This window comes from Acinetobacter sp. WCHA39, assembly GCF_002165385.1.
Classification (GTDB): Bacteria; Pseudomonadota; Gammaproteobacteria; order Pseudomonadales; family Moraxellaceae; genus Acinetobacter.
Window position 1 is genome coordinate 60623 of record NZ_NHRP01000006.1, and the last position, 21640, is coordinate 82262.

The window sequence follows — 21640 nt, forward strand, 5'->3', positions numbered from 1 at the left end:
CCATGATATTGACCTATGCATTTCAATCCTCGGTATTCATCTCTCAATTCAAAGCTTTATCATCAACAGCAACCAAGTCCTTTACGTGGTGCAAAAGCAGGTCATTTCAATGAGGCTTTGGCAAATGAGTTGCAATGGAATGAAGAGGATAAAGCCAACTGGGTTGAGATTTGTAGCGGGCAAAAAACCTTTGCTAAATTCACGCCATTAGCAATGGTGTATGCAGGTCATCAATTTGGTCAATGGGCAGGTCAATTAGGGGATGGGCGTGGTTTATTGATTGGACAAATTCTAAATCAACATGGACAAACCATTGATCTACATCTGAAAGGTGCAGGTTCAACGCCCTACTCTCGTATGGGTGATGGTCGTGCGGTACTGCGCTCAGTGATTCGTGAATATCTAGCAGGTCATGCACTGAATGCGCTTGGCGTAGCATCTAGTCATGCAGTCGGTTTCACTACATCAGCACAAGGCGTACAGCGTGAGACTTTAGAACTTGGCGCAATGCTATTACGCACTTCGGATTGTCATATCCGTTTCGGGCATTTTGAGTGGATCAATCAATATGCACCTGAACTTTTAACTGAATTTACGCAAAAGTGTATCGAATGGCATTATCCAGAATGTTTAGAAGCTGAGAACCCTGTTCTGGGTTTCGCTAAAGCTGTCATTGAACGTACAGCAATCATGATCGCCAAATGGCAATTAGTCGGTTTTGCGCATGGTGTAATGAATACCGATAATTTAAATATTACAGGCTCAACCTTAGATTTTGGTCCTTATGGATTTATGGAACGCTTTCGACCAAACTGGATTAACAACCACTCTGACTATCAGGGTCGCTATACCTACCAGAATCAGCCAAGTATTGGACACTGGAATCTATGGACATGGTTGAACAATCTCATATCGTTAGCCACACCTGAGCATAAAGAACAATTCAAACAAGATTTAGCAACTTGTTTAGAGCAGTTTGAACCAATCTTTTTACATCATTATGGTCAAGGACTCTGCGAGAAGATGGGACTCCCCCATTTTCATAAAGACAGTTTAGATTGTAGTTTTGCATTCTTGCGAATTTTACAAACGGAACAACTCGACTATACGCAAAGTTTTATTCGCCTACAGAACAAGGAATATAAAACACTCCGTGATGATTGCTTAGATCTACGTCAGTTTGATGCTTTTCTCCATCAATATCAGGAAATTCGCAAAACTCAAGATACAGACGAGTTAGATCGAGTTATGCAAAGCGCTAATCCTCATTATATTTTACGCAATCACATGGCACAAAAAGCGATTGAACAAGCTGAACGTGGTGATTTCAGTGAAGTTGATCGTTTATTTAAGCTACTCAATCAGCCTTATCAAAAACAGCCTGATTTGGAAACTGAACAAGATACTGCACCTTTACCAAGTGATGTGCCTGAGGTGATGGTAAGTTGTTCGTCTTAATGATGAATAATTTTGATGTACTTAGTGCCGCTATCGCGGCTCAGGTGAGTTGTTCATTTAAGAATCAAAAAATAGTGTCACAATAACAAAGCTACAGTGAATATTTTTATTTCACTGTGGCTTTGTTGCATAAATATTTTGCAAGATACTGATTTTTAAGGGGTTTTTTAAAATTTTAATAAAAATAAATATAATAAAATCATAGTGTTAGCTATTTGTGCAACAAAGCCGATCGAGATTCATTAAAACTGAATGAGCATATTGCTGATGTATTGGAACGGCTTTGTTGCATAAATATGTAAGCATCTGATTTAAATAAATTTAATTTTGGATCAAAAAATAACCAAAACTTTTAAAATCATATAGTTATGAAATATTTGTGCAACAAAGCCTATTGGAACAGTTACGACCTTATCAAAATACCTTACAGCAGCTCTTTTTTAATCCTCAATATTCACTCGGTGTCAGTGCAACAGGACATATTGAAAATCCACATCACCGCCCCGTTAGCACAGCCAATATTAGACAATTGTTTACGCTAGGCTTAAGTCTAGATGTGGATTATTATTTTGCTTAGCCTCTACCATTGATATTGCGCAAACAATTGAGCGCCCATCCTCTTGGCCTGATTGGTATTTAGATCATCTGCAATATATTTCAAGCCAAAATTCTGATGCTGTACTGATAAGCCTAAAGCATGGGTCTGAGGTTCAAAATGGATTCCCCATTGTACACCTCTATCCCAATAAGCGTTTAATTGCCAAAGACTACTATATTGATTGCTGATTGAACTCATACCTAAACGCCAATTCTGATCTGACTGATAATTTAGATCAGTATAAATTTTAAAAGGCAGCTTCTGCGTATATTGGTGATACTTATTAAATTGTCCCTGAATATCAAATCGGGGACGCTGATCCTGATCATAAGCAATCTGATATTGGGTGTAGGGTGCATCCTGCCAATATAAATAGGCTAAAGCATCCTGAATATTGATATTTACTTTCCAGTGATTCGCAATTGTCCCTTGTAATGAAGTATCAAATGCAAAACCATAACCCTGATTTGCACGCTCATTCCAGCCCATTTTGTCTTCTTTTAATGCAGGCTGGTCATAACTATAGTCAATTTGACCATTGAGCCACTTCACACGCTCCATCAATTGTTGTTGATTTGTGGTTTGAGACAAAGCATTTACTTGTCCATCAACATAATGTCGGCCAATCAGTACGGTTGCACCTGTGATCAGGTTCCAGTTAGGTGAAAGTTGCCAGTTGTAGGCAAAACGTGACCCAACCGTATCAATATGCTGTGCCTCAAGTTGCAAATTATATTGGGTATTGGCGTCAATCAGTTGATCATTTTTAACTTGATAATATAATTTCGCAGTGTCTGGACTAAATCGCAGTACATAATCGTAACGCCAAATCCAGCTAAAATCCCATTGTCCCTGTTTAACACCCAACTGCATTAGGCCATGGGCAAATGCATTTTTTCCCGATTTAAAATGTGTATCATCCCAATCATCTGTAAATGCGTGAATCGACACAGGTTCACTATATACATTCGCCTGCACTTGATAATAGATTTTTTCTTGAGCATGGGAATAGAAAGGAATCAATATCCCGAATACAGCTAGACTTTTTTTGAGCATAAAAAAAGGGGATATTACTCCCCCTCTCCTTTTCATGATTATGGTGCAATCGCTTTAACAGTATTATCTGTGAATTTTGCAGAATATACGTTATCTGACACTTTACTCACTGTGCCATATGCGGTATTACCCACTTTAATCTGCGCTGATGAAAAATTATCAAGATCAGCAATTTCAACATATGCACCATTAGGATGAGACAATTTTGCCCAAACGACAGGTACATCTGTTGTAATCAAATTATCAGTTTTAAAGTCAGCCGTAAGCACATCTTTATCTACAGTAATCTTAATCGTTGCTGTACCTTTCTGATACTCATTACGTTTAGCAGTTAAATCAACACTAAATGGCTTAATACTTGTGCCACCACCTTTGACATTACCACTGAGTTTCACATTAAGATCTGCATTAATAAATGCTGCAGCAGATTCATTACCACCTGTAATATCAATTACTTTGGATAAATCATTATTTAATTTAATGCTTGCCTCTAAGTTCAGGTTTTCCGTTCCAGCAATAGCCTTACCTTTTAAGTTTAGCTCAGTAGGAATAATTTCTGTGGATGTGCTTAAACCATCTTTAAATTGAACTTGCGTCGCCTTACTTGAAAACTCAGTTAAACTCAACTCTGCGCCTGTACCTACAGCAGTCAATACAACATTCGCAAACTTAAATTGCGCAGTCTTAGGAACTTGATCACTAGAACGATCACCCAGTTTTGCTGGATTGTTATAAACGACTTGAGCCGTACTATCACTATTTACTGCTAAAATTGCTTCTTTTTTACTCACAACATTCTTAGTGGCAATTTTCCCACCAGCAACCAATTTAAAATCGTAAGTTGATTGAGATGCTGAGAATGGTGCTTCTAATTTCAAATTGGTTACAGTCACGTTGGCTTCATCACCAAAAACATCATGACCTGTCTGAGCTTTATAGTCCCAAACATAATCTGTCCAATACTTAGCTGTAACACCACCTGTTACAGTCACTGAATTCGGTGTCACACTGACTTTAAGGGTATTATTACTCAACTGATAATCAGGATAGTAATATTCCCCATACGTTGAATCTTCTTTCAATAATGCTTCTAATTGAGCCGCATTATATTCACGAGTTGAATTCTGCGCATCTTGTTGTGCCAAAGAGGCTAAAGTCAAAATTAAACCACTCGCATTACCAGTATCCTTACCAGCATCACTAATTGCATCAAACGTTGGCTGATATTGTGATTGCAATCCATCAAAACTATCAAAATAACTAATAATAGTATTTGTTGTATCTACCAATTGCTTTGCCTTATCCAGATCTGATGCTGGAATAGCTGGATTTTCAGGATTATTAGGACCATTATTTGATGATGAATCACCGCCTCCACCACAAGCAGTTAAAATGGCTGAACAAGCTAAAACTAACAATGTTTTTTTAAACATTTGACACCCCTTTTATAATAAAATTATTATCTAAATTTTTAAATTTAGGACTTAATAAAAGTCATATATTGACTTTGAACAAATAATAGCTACTTATAATTATAATGACAATTTATTATTTAATAAAAAGCCCTTTATTTACAAAAGGGCTTTTATATTTTACTCATCAGGATATTCAAAACGATAACCTACGCCATAAACCGCTTGAATCCATTCATGACGATTACCCGTTTCAGCAGCTTCAGTAATTTTACGACGAAGATTTTTAATATGACTGTCAATTACACGATCTGCCACATCAAAGCTATCTGGATTAATATGATCTAATAATTGCGCACGTGAATAGACTTGACCGAGATGCTCCAAGAATAATTCTAATAAGCGGAATTCAGTTGGCGTTAAAGTTAGGGCTTTTTGTTGATACCAAATCCGTTGCTGTGCTTTATCGATACGAAATAAATCATTTTGATCAGGTTCTGCCTTACGCTCTAAACGACGTAAAACGGCTTGTACACGTGCAACCAACTCTTTCGGACTAAATGGTTTACAAATATAGTCATCTGCACCCATATTTAAGCCTAAAACACGATCAATTTCTTCAGTACGCGCAGTTACCATAATAATCGGTAAATCAGATTGTTCACGTACTTTACGGCAAATGGTTAAACCATCCATACGAGGAACCATCAAGTCTAAAATCATGAGACTAGGTTTACGTTGTTGAAACTGGGTATAAGCATCCTGACCATCATGAAACATACTGACTTCAAAACCAGCCGCCTCTAAATAATCACGAACCAACTGCGCTAGTTCAACTTCATCTTCAACCAACATAATATGCTTCATGGTTTTCATCCTATCCATCGTCCTCAAGCAAAGAGGATCAAAAAAGTTATTTAATTAATTTTGGGAAAGTCAGTACACAACGCAATCCACCTAAAGGTGAATGATTAAAAGTAAGTGAACCACCTAAAGCCTGCGCAAGTTTACAAGACAAAGCCAAACCTAAACCCGTTCCGCCAGTGCTACGTGTGCGTGAATCATCCACACGATAGAAACGCTCACCTAAACGCGCCAACTGCTCATCACTTACCCCAAATGGGCTATCATCCACATACAATATCCATTCATGCTCATTTTGTTGAGTATGAATCTGTATTTTTCCACCTTGTTCTGTGTAACGTACACAATTTCCAAGCAAGTTAACAATGATCTGTTTAAAACGATCTCGATCTAAAGATAGGCTTATTCCTTCGCCTGAGAGTGAAACATCAAACTGCTTTTGTTCAAATGTAGGTTTAAAATTCTCAACTTCTTGCAGTACGGCATCCCATGGATTGACTCCAGCAAAATAGCATTTCAACTGCTGCGCATCTGCCTGTGCTAAATCAGCCAAATCTTGTGTTAGCTTCTTTAAACTACTCACTTGACGCATCATTGCATCAAGATGCTCGGGTGTTGCTTTACGAATTCCATCCTGCATTGCTTCAATCTGTGCTTGTAACACAGCCAAAGGCGTTTTTAATTCGTGAGAAGTATCTGCGACCCATTGACGGCGAGACTCTTCATGCTGATGCAAAATATCAGCCAAATGATTCAGTTGATTCGATAAATCTCCCAATTCATCATTTCGCTTAATCACAACCTGATGTTGGTAATTTCCACGCGTTAATTCCAACGTCGCATTGAGCAAACGTTGAATTGGCTTTTTAAAATAAGTTGCCATCAATAATGCCGCCACCAGACTAGAAAGCACGGTTAAGGCATAAACTAAGAGTAAATAACGCTTTTGATTACTAAAGAAATTGATACTGGATGCATCATCCTGATCCAATACGGGTTTTAAGCCGAGATAACCCACAACTTTTTGATCGACCAGAATTGGACGGTAGGCTATTTGGTCAGTTGCAGGTTCGCCCACAATAAATTGGTGTTTTTCATCATATAAAGACAGTCTTGAACTTAAACCTAAACGATCTGGAATTGATACAAAACGCTTTTTAACATGTTCAGATGATGAACTAGATTTGGTCTCTTGCTTATCAACTTTCTTTAACCGAAATTGGCTCGGACTCAACGGAAAACGTAAGCCTTCAAAGGGTTGATATTCTGAGGGTAAATTTTGTTTAAGAATCTTTAATTCTTCATCATTAAAAATCTGACGATTTTTTATTTCGGTGTTGTTTTGAGCTAAAGTGGGGGAAAGCGTTAATAAGGTATGGTCATTAAAATAACGTTGTTGTAAGGCAATATCATACTGACGGCGCAACCACCACTGAGACAAGCGATCATAATCATCAGGTGCTGCGTTCCCTTCAATTTGTAAAATCTGCGCCTGAATGGCATTCCCCCAGTCATGATAAACCGTATAAACATTACCTAGATTCGCAATCAAACGATCTAGTTTTTGCATTTCCACATCAGCAACATAACGTGCGAAGTTCTTTTGCATGGTCCAATGCAATACCCCTAAACTGATTGTTGCAATCACTAAGGTAGTCAGTAATAGCGTTAAAAATAAACGTATGGCTAAAGGCATGCGACGAACATTCAAAAGCGAAATCTCAATAGTGTTCTATTTATGGATTGTAACCAACATGGTTCAAAAAAACTCTCCATTCTTTCTTCATCTTTATTATCTAATCTTTAACAATCGAATCTTAACTGACTAAGCAGGATAAAATAATGAACAAGACAAAAATCGTATTAATGACAACTCTTCTCGGTTCTGTTTTAGGTTTGGCTGCCTGCCAAGTAACACCTTCAGAACAAGCAATGAATCATGACCGCCATCGCCACGAAATGCAACGTCAACCGCTAACTCCTGAACAACGTGCAGAATGGCAAGCTAAACGCGAACAACGTGAAGAACGACGAGAACAAATGCGTGAAGAACATCGACTACAGAGAGTACAGATCGAGAAAGCCTGTCAGGGTAAACGCATCGGTGAGCGTGTGAATGTTCAGTGGAATAATCGTGTAATTGAAGGTACTTGTGACGTTCGCTTTACGCCTGAGAAATCGCAATTCAAACGTTAAACCTATCTAAGAACATAATATTATTTCGTTATCAAGGCGTCTCAAGCGCCTTTTAATTTATTTGCAGAGCCAATTATTTTTAATTACACAGCTGCTTACGATTTTTTGCATATTATTACGAGCGAATTCAACGCAAACTGCCTACAATCAATACGCTTTAAAATAATTTAAGCATTATCTTTGACTTTACAGTCACTAAGAAATGCCCTGTTAAAGCTTGTACCGAACGATGACTTGCTGCACGATTAGCGGTACAAAATGCTGCCATTAGGCACATTTATCATTGACTAAGATTATAACTCTGGTTTAACCAGTATTGAGGAAAATGCTATGCCACAATACAAAGCACCCTTACGTGATATGCAGTTCGTATTGCACGAATTATTAAATGCTGAAGCACATTACGCAAAACTTCCTGCATTTCAAGGCACCGTAAGCCGCGAATTGGTTGATCAATATTTAGAAGCAGCAGCTGATTTCTGTGAGAATGAACTTTCTCCTATCAACCAATCAGGCGATCGTGAAGGTTGTACTTGGAATGATGGTGTTGTTACAACACCTACAGGCTTTAAAGAAGCGTATCAAAAATATATCGAACTTGGTTTCCCATCTCTTTCTGCTGATGAAGAATTTGGCGGTCAAGCATTACCAAACTCTCTAGGAATCACAATTTCTGAGATGGTTGGTACAGCAAACTGGTCTTGGGGTATGTACCCAGGTCTTTCTCATGGTGCTGTTCGTACAATTGAACACCATGGTTCTGATGAACAAAAAGCGACGTATATGCCAAAGCTTGTATCAGGTGTTTGGACAGGTACAATGTGCTTAACTGAATCTCATGCAGGTTCAGACTTAGGTATTACCCGAACCAAAGCTGAACCAAATGATGATGGTAGCTATGCAATTTCTGGCGAGAAAATCTTTATCTCTGCTGGTGAACATGACATGGCTGAAAACATCATCCATATCGTACTTGCTCGTTTACCTGGCGCACCTAAAGGCACTAAAGGTATTTCGCTGTTCATCGTACCGAAATTTAATGTAAATGCAGATGGCTCTATCGGCGAGCGCAATACTGTTCGCTGCGGTTCAATCGAACACAAAATGGGTATCCATGGTAACGCAACTTGTGTGATCAACTTTGATAAAGCAAAAGGTTACTTGATCGGACCAGAAAACCGCGGCCTGAACTGCATGTTCACATTCATGAACACTGCACGTATTGGTACAGCCGTTCAAGGTCTTGCTGCATCTGAAGGTTCTTTCCAAGGTGCTTTAGCATATGCGAAAGATCGTTTAGCAATGCGTGCACTTTCAGGTCCTAAAGCACCTGAAAAAGAAGCAGATCCAATTATTGTTCACCCTGCTGTTCGTAATATGCTTTTAACTCAAAAAGCATTTGCTGAAGGTGGTCGTGCACTTGTTTACTTATTGGCTCAGTATGCAGATATCGTTGAAAAAGGCGAAACTGAAGAAGAGCGTAAGTTTGCTGACAACATCTTATCTTTGTTAACTCCAATTGCTAAAGCATTCTTAACTGAAACTGGTTATGAATCTGCAAACCACGGTGTGCAAGTATTTGGTGGTCACGGATTTATTTCTGAGCACGGTATGGAGCAAATCGTACGTGATACACGTATTGCTTGCTTATACGAAGGAACAACTGAAATTCAAGCACTTGATCTTTTAGGTCGTAAAGTATTGCAAACTCAAGGTGCAATGTTGAAAGACTTCACCAAGATCATCCATAAATTTGTTGAAGCAAACAAAGACAATGCTGCAATGCAAGAATTCATTGCGCCATTGGCTGCTGCAAACAAAGAATGGGGCGATATTACGATGCAAATCGGTATGCGTGCAATGCAAAACCCTGATGAAGTTGGCGCAGCTGCGGTTGACTACATGTACTTCTCTGGTTATGTCACACTTGCTTACCTATGGGCACGTATGGCACTTGTTGCTCAGGAGAAACTGGCTGAAGGCTCAACTGATGTTGACTTCTACAATGCGAAAGTAGCGACTGCTCGCTTCTACTTCAAGAAGATCTTGCCACGTGTTCGCTCGCATGTAGATGTACTTTCAACTGGTGTTGCGCCATTGTTTGAACTTGATGCGGAACACTTTGCGTTCTAATCATAGATTAGAGTGAGATGCAACGTTCATCACAAAAAAAGGACTGGTCAGTTTTGACCGTCCTTTTTTTGTTTAATCAATGCTAAATTTAAACTATTCAATTTGTTTGTTCGTTTTATTTAATCACTTTGCACATAACCTGTGCGTAAAAAGGAACGATTATGCCAATTTACAATGCACCTTTAGCAGACATGAAATTCATCTTAAATGATGTATTTAAAGCAGAACAATTTTGGCAGTCTAATGAGAATCTTGCTCATGTAGATGCTGCAACTGCTGAAGCAATTTTAGAAGAAATGGCTAAATTTGCTCAAAACGTAACTCACCCACTTAACCGTACTGGTGATGAAGAAGGTGCACGTTGGGTTAACGGTGAAGTATTCACACCAGCCGGCTTTAAAGAAGCATTCCGTCAATACGCTGAAGGTGGTTGGATCGGCTTAGGCGCTGATGAGGAATGGGGCGGTCAGGCAATGCCAAAAATGCTGACTGTTCTTGCTGATGAGATGTTATTCGCAACCAATCCATCATTCTTGCTCTACCCGCTTCTTTCTGTGGGTGCAGGTATGGCATTAAACAGCTATGCATCTCAAGAGCAAAAAGAAACTTATTTACCTAAAATCTACTCTGGCGAATGGTCTGGTACGATGTGCTTAACTGAACCGCATGCAGGTACAGATTTAGGAATTATTAAAACCAAAGCTGAACGCAACGAAGATGGTACGTATAACATTACAGGTACTAAGATCTTCATCACAGGTGGTGATCACGACCTCGCTGAAAACATCATTCACTTAGTTCTTGCAAAAACACCTGATGCACCTGCGGGTTCACGTGGTATTTCTTTATTCATCGTACCGAAATACATTGTAAATGCAGATGGTTCTTTAGGTGAGCGTAACCCTGTTGCTCCTGGCTCAATCGAACATAAAATGGGGATCAAGGCATCTGCAACTTGCGTGATGAATTTTGATGCTGCAAAAGGTTATCTCGTTGGTAAAGAAAACGAAGGTCTTGCAGCAATGTTCGTGATGATGAACTATGAACGTTTATCAATGGGTATCCAAGGTCTTGGTGCTTCTGAATTTGCTTACCAAAATGCAGCTCAATATGCGACTGATCGTTTACAAGGTCGTAGTGCTTCTGGTGTTAAATCTCCAAGTAAACCTGCGGATAGCATCTTAGTTCACGGTGATGTTCGTCGTATGTTATTGAATGTACGTGCAAATAATGAAGCATCTCGTGCATTTGCAGTATATGTAGGTCAACAGCTTGATATCACTAAATTCTCTACTGATGCAGAAGCAGTGAAGAAAGCCAATGACCGTGTTGCGCTGTTAACACCAATTGCAAAAGCTTACCTCACAGATACTGCATTCCAAGCCACTTTAGATGCACAAATGGTATTTGGCGGTCATGGTTTTATCCGTGAATGGGGTATGGAACAATGTATCCGTGATCTTCGTATTTCTCAAATTTACGAAGGCACCAACGGCGTTCAATCTCAAGACTTAATTGGTCGTAAAACCATTAAGTGTGGCGGTGCGTTTATTGCTGAATATATTGCTGAGATCCGTGATTTTGCCAATTCATTAGACACTGACTTAAACTTCATTAAAGATGCAACTTTAGATGCTGCAACTGAAATTGAAGCAATCACTCAATTCATCATTGAGCAAGCTGCTGAAAATGTAGACTTCCCGAATGCTGCTGCAGTAGATTACTTAAGCGCAGTTGGTCTACTTAGCTTTGCTTATATGTTTGCTAAGATTGCTGCTGCTGCAAAAGATAAGTCTGGTGATTTCTACCAAAACAAACTTGCTTTGGCACAGTACTTTGTTGACCGTATTTTGCCAGAACTTGATTCTCGCCTTGCGAAGATCAAAGCAGGTTCTGACTTAATCATGAACTTCAGCGAAGATTACTTCACAAACCAAGCTTAATTCTAGTTCGGTTTTAAAAACTGCCTAAATCATTTAGTTTAGGCAGTTTTTTTATGGCTATAATAAAATCAGCATAAAAATTGCATCCATTTTCATGATCATGTTGAGTACATTAAATTTCCATGTCTAGTTCAAAAGAGAAACTTGAAGACCTGCAACGTCTATTCGACCGTTTAGGTCACTATGCAGTTGAAGCATTTCATTATCTGGCGCTGTTTATTATCGGCTGTATGATCGCATGGTCAGCCGTGCACACGGTGATTGAAATTTTGACCGTTAAGCAATACGCAAGCATTGACGATATTCTGCTGTTATTTATCTATCTTGAACTGGGCGCGATGGTTGGGATTTATTTCAAGACCAATCACATGCCCGTGCGCTTTTTGATTTATGTGGCAATCACTGCACTTACTCGCCTCTTGATTGCAGATATTCAACATAATCATAAAGCCTCAATGGATCAGGTGATTATTACGGGTTCTATTTTAATCCTCGCCCTAGCCATTTTAGTGGTGCGTTTTGCTTCGTGGAACTATCCATCGGTGATTCGTGGTAAAGATCATGAACAACAACTTCCTGCAAATAAGACACCACGACCACAAGATGACGAACTTGCATAAATAAAAAAAGCAGGCATTTCGCCTGCTTTTTCTTAGGTATTTTATGCAACTCGGAACACACGATATTTCGAATCAACCAATACATATTTGCCCTGTACCTGCATCCAGTGATAACCACGTGGTGGTTCATATAAACGGTGCATACGATAGTTGGAAATCATATATCGGTTGCTACGGAACTCTGAAGGTAAACGTTCACCACGTTTAAGATTTATGCGTTGACCATAGTGGTTACCACGATCACCATTTGACCAGCGGGCTTCACGATGATCATGGCGGTCATAGCGATGATCGTAATGATCTTTATGATCGTGATGATTGTTCCAACGATTGGAATCTGCCATCGCAGATGCAGAAACACCAAGCATTAAGGTTGATACAAGTAATATTGCTGTCTTTTTCATTGTTTGATCCTCTGTTTGACCTGAATCCAGATTAAGAGAAACTCAAGGAGAAACCATGAACAAATCTAGCGACATTGCAAAGCTTTGTAATGAAAACTAAGAAATTATGGAGATTTCAATTTTGAATAAAATTCAAAAAAACATTTAAAATCAGCGAATAATTTCAATCGTAAAATTATCATCAGTCACCAAAAGATAACGACCATCGACCATCACCCAGTGCCTACCTCTTGGTGGTTCACGCAATGAATATGAATCCCAATCTCGAATCACATAGCGTTCACTACGAAACTCGCCGGGTAATTCATTTCCAACAACAAATGATTCACGTCGATAGCTGTGCTCATATTGTGTTTCTGGATAATATTCAATCCGAACGCTTGGTCGATGGTTGGGGTAAGGGTGGTTATTATTTTGATAGGGCTGATAATAATAGCCTTTGGGTGGTGCCTTCGGTGTGTAACGCTGATTTGAAAAGGCAAATGGGTCCTGTGCAGGCTGCTGATAAGATGGCGAAGCCTGATGCGAGGAACGGCGCTCCACCCCACTATAGCCGCTCCAGGCATTATCGGCGTAGACCATTACGGGAAGACAGCTCAACACACTGATAAAAGCATAAACATCGTATTTAGATCGCAACATTGCCCTCTCCCATCATCAAATCCTAATTTCTATTTTAGAGTAAAAAACCAGCAATGACTGTTACCATTCGATACCATTCAGGGCAAATCAAGGATGAAATAAGGAGGGATTTTCTTGCTCAGATTAAGAATATGCTAGAATCCATTTTTCAATTTTGAGGCAATGTCAGTGTCTGAAATGAATTTTGATCGTCTCTATCAATTTTTCTGTAAGGTTCCAAGTGTGCAGGAATCCAGAATCGTGGCGCATGGTACAGATGGTCAACATGCATGGTGGTTTAAATTTAATATTGATGTTGAGCATCCTCTGGCATGGCAGACCGTTCAGGAACTTGGGCATGTTCTGAACTACTTATCGACCAATGAGCGCTTACCCACTCAATTCTTCCCTGTCTCTCCTCCTCCTTATATGAATGGTGAAGCGAAAGACTTTTTAGCTTGGGTGATTCAATGTAATCATGCTGAGTTTAGTCCTGATGTAGTGTGTGACTGGCTGGAAGCACGACTTCCAACGCCTGTGGAGGATGAAAGCCAGTGGAAAATCAAAATGGATTTAAGTGAATTAGATCAATTGGCTGATAAGGACTTAGATCAATTGATTCCACCCAATCCGCAATAAAAAAAGAGGCTTAAAGCCTCTTTCTTTTAGAAAGTCGATAAGCCCGACCACTCCATAAAACGATAGAGCCAGTATTTCACTTTTGACTCATCAGCATATTTTGCATAATCAACCGTGATCTGACGACCATTCGTATTACTCCAAGCAGCATCAAAATACTGTCCTGCATCTTTAAAGACCTGTGCTTGTGCTGAACCTAAAACGCGCATGTCTGTCTCAAGGTTATAATTCTTCAGGTTACGTGCGGTGAAGTTCGCTGAACCTAAAATAATCTCAGCTTGCTGAGCGTTATATTTGAGTAGCATTTTACTATGGCATTGTTCACCATGGGTATCACACCAACGAATTGGAATGCCTACCGCATTGAGTTCTGAAGCCACTTGGCGATTTGGAATACCATTCTTTTGACGACCAAATGCATCTTTATTTGGATCAAGCATGATACGGATATTTACACCACGCTGTTTAGCCTGTTTTAATGCCTCAATAATATTTCGCTCAGACAGATAGAACATAGCTATGTCCAAATGCTCTTCACTTTTTGCAGATTGAATCATCTTCAACACAGCATCATAAATCGCTTTTTCAGTCAGTAGCTGCACCTGTGGCAAGCGCTTATCTTCCACCAGCCCACCCATAATCACAAAAGGACTGGAGCCATGCGACATTTGTGCAACCGCCTGTTCAGTTTTAAGCACATCAATGGCCGTTGGCCCCTCCACCACCAACGCCACATTGCTGTGATGTGAACTTCCATCATGAGGATTCGCTGAGGTCACTAAACTCTTCCAACCTTGAGCCGTATCGACCACTAAGGTTTTGCGATGATTGGCTTTAAAATTTAACAATTCTAAATAACTACGTAAGGTTACTTTATCCTTCCCAAAAGGATTACTTAGCCAACCACCTTCAGGATTATTGCCTAAATTTTGACAACAGATATACCAAAAACCCGACCACAATGGATTTGAAGCACGCAAAGGTTTTAAATCTGTTTCTATCACATCTACGCCTGCTTGACGAAGCTGACGATAGTGTTGAGGCGTTATTCCACCATAAACCGAGTTAATTGGATCTGTAATCACAACGATTTGAATTGCGGGGTAAAGTTTACGTTTCAGAATTAACGCATCAGTGAGTTGTTGCATCAATGGAAATTGCTTTACCTTTGATTCACCAACTTCCTGATTAAATAGAAACATATCTAGCACGATCGTGGTTTGTGCTTGATCAATCAGTTGGAATACTTCTTTGAAAATATGCTGATCAACTTGTTGCTGACCTTGTATATCAATATAAGTTTGATCCGCTAAAAATTTCACATTGGCATGACGAAGTTGTCCCGTAAAATCCAGTCCTTTTGGGAGTGGTTTTACAGTGTGATAAATTGCCGAAGCAATATACCCAATCGCAAAAATACTCAATATGACTGCCATGTAACGTCGACCTGACCAGTTTAATTTTTGATGAATTCTTTGGAAGATGCGCATATAAACAGAAAAAGCCCTAGCCTAATGGACTAAGGCTAGAGCTTATACTTTGATTTTTCAATAAGATTTGAGTGACAAATTAGAAACTAAAGTTCACACCAACGCTAAAATTACGTCCAACTTGTGGAATGGTTGATAAGAATGATGCATGTTGATAAACCTGATCATCCAACAAATTATTAGCATTTAGGAATACACGATAATCACCGACATTGCCATAATTACCTGAATACGCCACACCCAAATTTAACATGTTATAACTTTGTGTATCGGTTTCATACGCCGCAATCTTGTCCTGCTGAAACACATGGTAATACTCAGCAGATCCAGTGAAACCATCACCAAAATCAGCATTTACTTTAGTCCCTAAACGACCTGCGGGTACACGTGGTGCATTTTCATTATCGATCTTGCCACGAACATAGTCACCAAATACACCGAGTTTATAGATCGGTGAAATTTGATAGCTCACTTCCACGTCAGCACCGTAGAACTTGGCTTTATCTTGCGCATACTGAACCAAACGGAAATCTTTATAATGACCTAAAGTTTGGGCATAGATGTAGTCATCAAACCAGTTATGGTAGACATGTACATGGTAATCGAACTTGTTATCATCGTAATGAAAACCAAGTTCGACATTATTTGACTGCTCTTTTTTAAGCTGATCATTCCCTAGTTCATAGGTATTGGTGGCGAAATGCACACCATTAGCATATAACTCTTGTGCTAAAGGTAAACGTTCTTGATGCGAAGTAACAAACGAGAGTTTGTAGTTTGGTGCAAACTCCCAATTGGCGGCACCAGAAACAGAAAAAGCCGAACCGTCGAAATCTTTTTTCGTTGCATCATCAATATTAATTTTTTGCTGTTCTGCACGAGCAGCTAATTCAACATGAAAATCATTAAGTTGTGCATGTTCTAATGCGAACACACTCCATTTTTTAGTGGTATTTGGCGCTAAAAAGGCCTCTTCACCTGTAAGTTTTAATTTTTGTTGTCCATATTGTGTACCAATGACCCCTTCCCATGCACCCAGCGGGTTATGTACAAACTCTAAGCGGCCATCATAACCTTTATTTTTAAAACGAGTCGCGATGGTCTCTTCTTCGATCTCATCATGTTGATAATCTGTATAACTCGCTTGTGCGCGTAATTTTTTAAAGCCTGCAAATGGGTTATCCAACTCAGTACGAACATCATAACGCTCTGATTTTAAGTCAATCCAAGGTCCTGCATCATGCGCATGTTCTTCATGGTCATGATCATGCCCATCAGTTGGGTCGTGATCACCACAATGTAAACTCAAACCATGTAAATGGCAGCTTTCATATTCATGGCTATGTCCTGGCAAGCCATATTGATCCTGACGGTTGCTATAGGAAATCCCCGTAAAACCACGATCATAAATCCATGACAAACCGACATTTACCGTTTGCCCTTTGGCAAAGGTATTATCGACACGGCGTTCTTTTTCGCCTTCATGGAAATAATCAGGTGCAATATAATCATTGGCTTCGCGTTTGAGACCTTCAAGACGTAATGCAACTTGATCACCTAAACCAACAGTAACACCCGCGCTTGCTAATTTTTCATCACTACCAGTGTTATAGCGTAGCCCAACATTGCCCTCATAACCATTTTCTGACATCTGTGTCGGAATTTTGCTGTCGGTCACGTTGACCAAACCACCTACAGTACCAGCACCGTACAATAAAGTAGATGGTCCTTGAATAACTTCTATTTTCTTTGCTAATAATGGATCAACCGTGACCGCATGGTCGGGTGATAACGTTGAAACATCAATATTTTCAGAGGCATTTTGCAACACTTTGACTCGAGCACCATCTTGTCCTCGAATCACTGGACGACTTGAACCTGCGCCAAACTGATTGGTATGTATCCCCATCTCACCAGCTAAGGCATCACCTAATGTTACACTTTTTTCAGTTAACTCTTTTTGCTCAACCACATGATCTGCGACAGCAAAATCGGCTGCATTTCGCTCTAAAGGGTGCGCTTTAATTTCAATCGTAGCAAGTTGTTGAACCTTTGTTTCCTCTTCTGCAAAGGTGGTACTACTGGCTATTGCTAAAATAGATAAAGTCAAAATATTTTTAGAAAATGACATGCCGTGTCTCAGATCAGCTTAAATATATTTTGTTATATTATAACATTTCATTTATTTTGCAATAAAAAACATAACCACAAAAAAACATTTGCTACACTGCTGATCCATTATTCAATGTCTATAACGCTCCAAGAATATGCCATTTACTCTTTCTCACGCTGTTCTTGCACCACCTCTATCAAAATTGAGTAAAGGTCATTTGCCTGTCGCAGCGCTTGCAATCGGCTGTATGACCCCAGACCTGCATCGTTTATTTACTCAAGAAACAATTGCATTAACACATCAGTGGTCTGGCATATTATTCCCCAATCTTCCGATTGGATTATTCTTTTGTCTCTTGTGGTATCTCATTTATCGACCTGTCAGTTATCGCTTTCTGGGTATAAAAGATCCCATAAAGATCAGCAATTTTGATGATGCAGTGGGCTTTATTCTTATGAATTGCTTTGCGATTATTTTGGGTACAGCGACACATTTAATCTGGGATGGATTAACCCATCTGGACTTTCGGACCTTCGCTTTTAAAGATTTACTCGCACAAGATATTTCTCTCTTTGGTTTGCATTATCCATTACATTTTATTTTGCAGATTGCTTCATCTATTCTCGCCTTACCTTTTATCTTATGGATGTGCAAACGCTATTACATCAAACATAAACTAGCTCAACCTGTACCGATTAAAATCAAAGCATTTATCACGACAAGCTTAATGATTTCAACAGTTGCTGGATTGTTGTCGATTTGGGACTATAGTCGTCATATTTCATCAGAACTCTGGTACACCGAACGATATTTTTTTATTGGTAAATCAATTAACGAATTTACTCAAACAGCACTTTGTATTTTTACAGCAGCATGTCTGTTGCTACTATTATTTGATCGAAAAGGTCAAACAAGATCATTTTTTTAAAAAAGCGTCGCTTTAAAATTCTGTTGAAATGATTAAGACTTGAGACAATATGTTCAACAAGGCATAATCTCCCCTTCATTGGTGATGCGCTGTTTACGCATTCACCTTCTAGCCAATATAGTTTGGATAAATAATTCAATATGATGCGCACTCATTACTGTGGCTCTTTAACTGAAGCCCAAATCGATCAAACAGTGACTTTATGCGGATGGGTTCATCGTCGCCGTGACCATGGTGGTGTAATTTTCCTTGATATGCGTGACCGTGATGGTTTAGTTCAAGTCGTCATTGATCCTGATACACCAGAAGCTTTCTCAACTGCGGATAAAGCACGCTCAGAATTTGTATTAAAAATTACAGGTCGTGTACGCCGTCGCTATGAAGGTACTGAAAATGCCAACATGGTGAGTGGTCAAATTGAAGTTTTGGCAAAAGAAATCGAAGTTCTTGCTGCTTCTGAAACTCCGCCATTCCCATTAAATGACGAAAATACCAATATTTCTGAAGAAATTCGTTTGAAATATCGTTTCTTGGACATCCGTCGTCCAGAAATGTTAGATCGTTTACGCTTCCGTTCTAAAGTTACTAACTTAATTCGTAACTATTTCGAAGATCACGGTTTTCTAGACGTTGAAACACCGATCTTGACTCGTGCAACTCCTGAGGGCGCACGTGACTATTTAGTCCCAAGTCGTGTTTCAAATGGTAGCTTTTACGCGCTTCCACAATCACCACAATTGTTCAAACAGTTGTTGATGGTAGGTGGTATTGATCGTTATTACCAAATCGCGAAATGTTTCCGTGACGAAGATCTACGTGCAGATCGTCAACCTGAATTTACCCAAATCGACGTTGAAACATCGTTCATGAGTGACGATGACATCATGGATTTAATGGAAGGCTTAACAGTTAAAATGTTCAATGAATTATTGAATGTAAAATTCGATAAATTCGAACGTATGACTTATGCAGACGCAATGCGTGACTATGCATCTGACAAACCAGATATGCGTATTCCATTGAAATTAATTGACGTTGCAGATTTGATGCAAGACGTTGAATTCAAAGTATTCGCTGGTCCTGCAAAAGATCCTAAAGGTCGTATCGTTGCTTTACGTGTACCGGGCGCAGGTTCACTTCCACGTAGTGCAATCGACGAATACACTAAATTCGTTGGTATCTATGGTGCGAAAGGCTTGGCTTACATCAAAGTCAACGAACTTGAAAAAGGTATTGAAGGTCTTCAATCTCCAATCGTTAAATTTATTGAGCCAATCGTGCTTGATCTATTAAAACGTGTTGGCGCTGAAAATGGCGACATCGTGTTCTTTGGTGCGGATAAAGCAAAAGTTGTAAACGATGCGATGGGCGCACTTCGTGTGAAAATCGGTCATGACTTAAACCTTTCAACTTGTGAGTGGGCTCCTCTTTGGGTAGTTGACTTCCCGATGTTCGAAGAAACTGATGATGGCAAATGGACTTCTGTGCATCACCCATTCACACTACCAAAATCAAGTGTTGAAGAAGTGAAGAGCAATCCAGGTGCTGCGTTGTCTGTTGCATACGATATGGTACTCAATGGTACTGAGATCGGCGGTGGATCACTACGTATTTATACCTTAGAGATGCAGAAAGCGATTTTTGAAGCTTTAGGTATTGGTGAAGAAGAGGCAGAAGAAAAATTCAGCTTCTTATTGAATGCATTACGTTATGGTGCGCCTCCACACGGTGGTTTGGCATTTGGTCTTGACCGCTTGATCATGCTCATGACAGGTGCTTCTTCTATTCGTGATGTGATTGCATTCCCGAAAACGAAGACTGCTGAATGTCCATTAACTCAAGCACCAGCACCAGTAGAAGCGAATCAATTACGTGATCTTGGTATTCGTTTACGCGAAAAAGCAAAAGCTGAAGAAAAGTAATTTTTTCAATTGATTGCTGAATAAGACCCTGCTTAATGCAGGGTTTTTTTATATTACATGGTTTTACTTTGCGATCATGCAGCGTAATGGCATAATAAGCTGCTTTTTTATTGAGAGGTCAGTCTTATGGCAATGCGTCCTGATGTACGTCGACACACAATTGTAATTATTGTGTTTTCACTTGCTCAATGGTTTTTTATGCGTTACATCTTGGCAAATGAACTTTTCAATATGACCACCAATCAACGTATTTTATATTTTTGCGTCAGTAGTCTTGTAGGTGCGTTATTGATTTTTGTAGCACTAATTTATATGGTGCTCAAAGGCAATACAGATAAGCAAGATTAATTGCGATGTCGTTTTACAGTACCTTACTTCGTATTCTCCCTCTAACATTTTTGCGTAGTATTGCAAAAGTGGCTGCCTACTTTATCAATCAAAATCCTGATAAAAGTATGCTTTGGAAAACCAGAATTAATATTGGTTTAGCCTACCCAACACTTTCTTCAGAGCAAAAAGAACAGCTTGCTCGAGAAAGTGTGACCAAGCAATGTTTGAGTTATGTTGAATCAGGGAAATGCTGGGCAATGCCTCCTGAATGGAGCATTCAGCAAATTCGTACTGTACATAATTTAGAAGTATTAACAAATGCTTTAAGTGATCCGCGTGGTGCTTTGATTATTACTCCGCATTTGGGTACATGGGAAATGATGAATGCATGGGTACATCAATATGGTATTCCCACCATTATGTATAAACCCATGAAAGACTCAGGATTTAATGCTTTTGCTTTGCATGCTCGTCAACGGTTAAATGCGACACTTGTTCCAACTGATGCTAATGGTGTAAAAGCGTTATTTAAGAATTTGAAACAAGGTGGGTTTAGCGTCATTCTACCTGATCATGTCCCTCAACCTTCAGGCGGGGTTGTCGTTCCTTTTTTTGGAATTCCCTGTTTAACTAGTACACTTGCAAGTAAAATGGCACAAAAAACCCAATGTCGTCTGGTGGGATTAAGCTGTTTCCGCCGTGAGGATGGTGAAGGATTTGATGTGTATTGCGATGATCTGAATGATCCTCAGCTTTATGACAAAGATATTGAAGTGGCAACTACAGCACTCAATAAAGCAATTGAACAGATGATCAACCGCTTTCCTTCTGAATATATGTGGGGATATAAGCGGTTTAGAGGGGCTGATCATATGATGTTTTATGAGTGACTATTTTTTATTTTATCGATAAA

General features: G+C 39.4%; 19 protein-coding genes. 11 read left to right on the forward strand and 8 right to left on the reverse strand.

The genetic code is table 11. The features are described from left to right. Positions 1-15 precede the first annotated feature (15 nt). Positions 16-1458, forward strand: coding sequence for a protein adenylyltransferase SelO (locus CDG56_RS04590; protein ID WP_087547074.1), 1443 nt, complete (start codon positions 16-18; stop codon positions 1456-1458). A 379-nt stretch (positions 1459-1837) separates the two neighbouring features. Further along, positions 1838-2035, forward strand: a complete 198-nt coding sequence (locus CDG56_RS04600; protein ID WP_227519042.1) for a hypothetical protein — start codon at positions 1838-1840, stop codon at positions 2033-2035. A gap of 3 nt (positions 2036-2038) precedes the next feature. Here the strand turns inward: CDG56_RS04600 and CDG56_RS17240 are convergent, their stop codons facing one another. The 4 genes from CDG56_RS17240 to baeS all read right to left on the reverse strand — a co-directional run bounded on the left by CDG56_RS17240 (position 2039) and on the right by baeS (position 7099). Beyond that, entirely contained in the window at positions 2039-3112 is a 1074-nt protein-coding gene (locus CDG56_RS17240; protein ID WP_227519043.1) for a hypothetical protein, read from the reverse strand. A 38-nt stretch (positions 3113-3150) separates the two neighbouring features. Next, complete coding sequence (locus CDG56_RS04610) at positions 3151-4545, reverse strand: hypothetical protein (protein ID WP_087547075.1); 1395 nt, start codon at positions 4543-4545, stop codon at positions 3151-3153. Positions 4546-4704: 159 nt separating this feature from the next. Further along, positions 4705-5391, reverse strand: a complete 687-nt coding sequence (locus CDG56_RS04615) for a response regulator (protein ID WP_004664800.1) — start codon at positions 5389-5391, stop codon at positions 4705-4707. 46 nt (positions 5392-5437) lie between these two features. After that, positions 5438-7099, reverse strand: a complete 1662-nt coding sequence (baeS, locus tag CDG56_RS04620; protein ID WP_087547076.1) for a sensor histidine kinase efflux regulator BaeS — start codon at positions 7097-7099, stop codon at positions 5438-5440. 131 nt (positions 7100-7230) lie between these two features. Here baeS and CDG56_RS04625 point away from each other — a divergent pair, with 131 nt between their 5' ends. The 4 genes from CDG56_RS04625 (at position 7231) to CDG56_RS04640 (ending at position 12280) form a co-directional block, all read left to right on the forward strand. After that, positions 7231-7584 carry a heavy-metal resistance gene (locus tag CDG56_RS04625; RefSeq protein WP_087544592.1) on the forward strand — a complete coding sequence of 118 codons (354 nt, stop codon included), beginning with the start codon at positions 7231-7233 and terminating at the stop codon, positions 7582-7584. A 330-nt stretch (positions 7585-7914) separates the two neighbouring features. Then, on the forward strand, positions 7915-9717 hold the full coding sequence (locus CDG56_RS04630; protein ID WP_087544593.1) for an acyl-CoA dehydrogenase C-terminal domain-containing protein: 1803 nt from the start codon (positions 7915-7917) through the stop codon (positions 9715-9717). A gap of 161 nt (positions 9718-9878) precedes the next feature. Continuing rightward, entirely contained in the window at positions 9879-11660 is a 1782-nt protein-coding gene (locus CDG56_RS04635; protein ID WP_087547077.1) for an acyl-CoA dehydrogenase C-terminal domain-containing protein, read from the forward strand. Positions 11661-11782: 122 nt separating this feature from the next. Further along, positions 11783-12280: a phosphate-starvation-inducible protein PsiE gene (locus CDG56_RS04640; RefSeq protein ID WP_005162200.1), complete on the forward strand. Its 498-nt coding sequence runs from the start codon at positions 11783-11785 to the stop codon at positions 12278-12280. A gap of 41 nt (positions 12281-12321) precedes the next feature. Here CDG56_RS04640 and CDG56_RS04645 read toward each other — a convergent pair whose 3' ends face one another. Together CDG56_RS04645 and CDG56_RS04650 are read right to left on the reverse strand one after the other, a co-directional pair. After that, positions 12322-12684, reverse strand: coding sequence for an RcnB family protein (locus CDG56_RS04645; protein WP_087544596.1), 363 nt, complete (start codon positions 12682-12684; stop codon positions 12322-12324). A gap of 150 nt (positions 12685-12834) precedes the next feature. Further along, positions 12835-13326, reverse strand: a complete 492-nt coding sequence (locus CDG56_RS04650; RefSeq protein ID WP_087547078.1) for an RcnB family protein — start codon at positions 13324-13326, stop codon at positions 12835-12837. A gap of 168 nt (positions 13327-13494) precedes the next feature. Here CDG56_RS04650 and CDG56_RS04655 point away from each other — a divergent pair, with 168 nt between their 5' ends. Further along, positions 13495-13944, forward strand: a complete 450-nt coding sequence (locus CDG56_RS04655; RefSeq protein ID WP_171295100.1) for a hypothetical protein — start codon at positions 13495-13497, stop codon at positions 13942-13944. Positions 13945-13970: 26 nt separating this feature from the next. Here the strand turns inward: CDG56_RS04655 and CDG56_RS04660 are convergent, their stop codons facing one another. Together CDG56_RS04660 and znuD are read right to left on the reverse strand one after the other, a co-directional pair. Next, positions 13971-15434: a phospholipase D family protein gene (locus CDG56_RS04660; RefSeq protein ID WP_087547079.1), complete on the reverse strand. Its 1464-nt coding sequence runs from the start codon at positions 15432-15434 to the stop codon at positions 13971-13973. A gap of 79 nt (positions 15435-15513) precedes the next feature. Next, positions 15514-17565, reverse strand: a complete 2052-nt coding sequence (gene znuD, locus CDG56_RS04665; RefSeq protein WP_087547080.1) for a zinc piracy TonB-dependent receptor ZnuD — start codon at positions 17563-17565, stop codon at positions 15514-15516. Positions 17566-17701: 136 nt separating this feature from the next. On the opposite strand from znuD, the gene CDG56_RS04670 reads away from it, so the two are divergent. From CDG56_RS04670 to CDG56_RS04685, 4 genes are all read left to right on the forward strand, one after another. Further along, positions 17702-18475, forward strand: a complete 774-nt coding sequence (locus CDG56_RS04670; RefSeq protein WP_087547081.1) for a DUF4184 family protein — start codon at positions 17702-17704, stop codon at positions 18473-18475. Positions 18476-18615: 140 nt separating this feature from the next. After that, on the forward strand, positions 18616-20397 hold the full coding sequence (aspS, locus tag CDG56_RS04675; protein ID WP_087547082.1) for an aspartate--tRNA ligase: 1782 nt from the start codon (positions 18616-18618) through the stop codon (positions 20395-20397). 126 nt (positions 20398-20523) lie between these two features. After that, positions 20524-20745 (forward strand): hypothetical protein, encoded by a 222-nt coding sequence (locus CDG56_RS04680; protein ID WP_004664817.1) that lies wholly within the window; start codon positions 20524-20526, stop codon positions 20743-20745. A 5-nt stretch (positions 20746-20750) separates the two neighbouring features. Continuing rightward, on the forward strand, positions 20751-21617 hold the full coding sequence (locus tag CDG56_RS04685; protein WP_087547083.1) for a lysophospholipid acyltransferase family protein: 867 nt from the start codon (positions 20751-20753) through the stop codon (positions 21615-21617). Positions 21618-21640: the final 23 nt, after the last annotated feature.